The sequence below is a fragment of the Variovorax sp. P4_D9 genome, assembly GCF_056401695.1.
The window spans coordinates 1-2,307 of record NZ_JBFUIU010001132.1; the positions used below are offsets into that span (position 1 = coordinate 1).

The 2,307-nt window shown below is 63.2% G+C and carries 3 protein-coding genes; 1 reads left to right on the forward strand and 2 read right to left on the reverse strand.

The genetic code is table 11. The annotated features are described in order from the left end of the window. Positions 1-481: aldehyde dehydrogenase family protein (locus tag AC1DY5_RS51960; protein ID WP_478122069.1), on the forward strand; the 481-nt coding region annotated here is incomplete at its 5' end. A 13-nt stretch (positions 482-494) separates the two neighbouring features. On the opposite strand, the gene AC1DY5_RS51965 is transcribed toward AC1DY5_RS51960, so the two are convergent. Both AC1DY5_RS51965 and AC1DY5_RS51970 read right to left on the reverse strand, forming a co-directional pair. Next, the gene (locus tag AC1DY5_RS51965; RefSeq protein WP_478122070.1) at positions 495-1,730 is read right to left on the reverse strand and encodes a hypothetical protein; all 1,236 of its coding nucleotides are present in this window, start codon (positions 1,728-1,730) and stop codon (positions 495-497) included. A gap of 117 nt (positions 1,731-1,847) precedes the next feature. After that, the gene (locus AC1DY5_RS51970) at positions 1,848-2,153 is read right to left on the reverse strand and encodes a PIN domain-containing protein (protein ID WP_478122071.1); all 306 of its coding nucleotides are present in this window, start codon (positions 2,151-2,153) and stop codon (positions 1,848-1,850) included. Between the last annotated feature and the right edge of the window lie 154 nt (positions 2,154-2,307).

A 2,307-nucleotide genomic window follows, 5' to 3' on the forward strand; every position in this document is an offset into this window, starting at 1 on the left:
GCCCTGCAGCATGCGTAATAGACAAGACGTCCCCGCCTGGTTGGATGACAGTCCTCGCCTTCTTCTGATCGACGGGCGGCGCGTGCCGGCGCTATCGGGCAAGACCTTCGAAACGCGCAATCCCGCAACGGGAGAACTTCTCGCGAATGTCGCTTGGGCCGCGGCTGAAGACATCGACGCGACGGTCGCTGCGGCGCGACGTGCCCTGGAGGGTCCTTGGAAACGCATGAAGCCCTTTGACCGCCAGCAATGCCTGCTGAAGCTCGCGGACCTCGTCGATGCGAATTTCAACGAGCTCGCGCTGCTCGATACCCTGGACATGGGCGCCCCGATCAGCGCAACAATAGGGAGACGCTCGCGGGCAGTCGGACTGCTGCGCTACTACGCCGGATTGGCGACCGCGGTGCACGGGCAGACCATCCCGAATTCCCAGGCGGGTGCGGTCTTCTCCTATACCGTGAAAGAGCCGGTCGGCGTCTGATTTGATGGGGTTGTCAAGCTGCCATTGCCAGCGTTGACGCGTTGGACGGGAACTCGGGGTGCCAACGCGCGAAGTCATCACGCAGCTGGCTGTCGACGACGCGGACTCGCACCWGCAGTAGCAGGTGYGCGCTCTCTGGATCCCATCGCATCTGCTGCGACTTGGACATTCGCTTGTCGATCAGCTGGTTGACCGCGGACTCCACGAAGGCRCTGGAGATGCGCCGGCCCGCTCGATAGCGACGCCCATAGTCCGGCAGCGAATCCGCGTTGTTCCTCAGGTAGMTGAGCAGTTCGACGGTGAGCTTGCGGATCAGTGGGACTGCGGCCCTGCGTGCCACCCCCGGTCTTCCCAAGACATGCAGCATCGCCTCGAGGCGACGCCTGGCCTGTGCGGGCCGACCATGCCACAGCCGCCACTTCAGTCCACCGGCCAGATACGRCAATCGGTCATGGTCCACGGGCTTGAGTTGGCCGGCCGTCGCCTTGCTGTGCACGACGGCATCGAGCTTGCTGACGCGTCGTCGCAGGTGATACCAGTCCAGAATGTGAGTCGCCCGGGGCAAAGCCGTCAGCTGCCATTGGCGCAGCTGGGTGTCGCCGTCGGTGAACACCTCCAYCAACCTATCCTGTCTGCCGAAGGCAGCAAGCACGCCTCGCACCCGTTCGCGCGAATGCTCRTCGATGGTGCGAACGAACGCAAGGCTGCGCTGACCGACGCCGACGCGCATCGCGCGGCCAGCGAMGACCTCGAAAGATTTCTCGTGGTCGGGGTGGCAGTGCCGCAGGTATCCGCTGTCGAGGCCGACCGTTGTGACGRCCAACACGCTCTTCACCGCGACTGGGTCTTCTTGGGTCTCCAGGCCTTGCGCATTCAGTCGGCGGCCGACTCCCAGCGTGTGCTCTCGCACCGTGCTCGGCGCGTTCGCCCTGACCACCGGCAACAACAGCCCAAGCAGTTCGGCCGACTTTGCATAGGGAATCGTCGCGGCCAATCGGCTTTGCACAAACTCAAGCTCCGCCGAGATCCAGCGCGGCCACGGTGGCAGGTGCTTTTCGCACCGGCTGAGCAGTTCGACCTGCCGCGTGACGATTTGGGTCTGCAATCGCGCGAGCATTGCCTTGCCGTCGGCAAGGCGCAAGCCCAGAGTCGCGATGGTCGGTTGCGCGACGACCTCCAGCGTGAACAGCGGTTGCGGGTCCGATTCCGCCGTGTCCTCGCAAAAAACGAGGCTCAGTTTGATCTGCATGGCCACTCCAGGGGAGAACGGAAGAACCATTCTTCTCTGTCCTGCCGTCGGATGTCAGCGGGCACTGACCCCATCACTTCGAACGCTCTCCTCCAACCCTTGTAGCGACAGAACCAGTCAAAGTGCCTCGGCGCAGAAAGCGACTGGGGTGACAATGCGACAGCGGCCAAAATGCCCGCGCTTCAGAAGGCCAGCGCGGTGATCGCCGGTCACCATGTAGTCGGCGTCGCCGACGACGGTCATCGCCAGCAGGAACGCATCAAACGGGTCGTCGGCTTCGATGTCCGTCGGCAGGCGATCCAGCACCAAAGCACGCTGTAGGTTGTGGACCATCGCGCCGACGCGGTGCGGCTGAAGCACGGCTTTGAACTTGGGGTAGCGACTGGCACGCCTCAACTCTTCGAGCTGAGTCACCGAGGTCACGACTTCGAAGCGCGTGGCCTGCCGTTCCCTTTTCCATGGCGACGCTGAAACTCATCGAATTACCCGCTCTTGCCATCGCCATGGTGGGATTGCTTGAATCGATGATGACCGCCAGCGTGGTGGACAAATTGACCGACACCCCCATGCGCTTGGC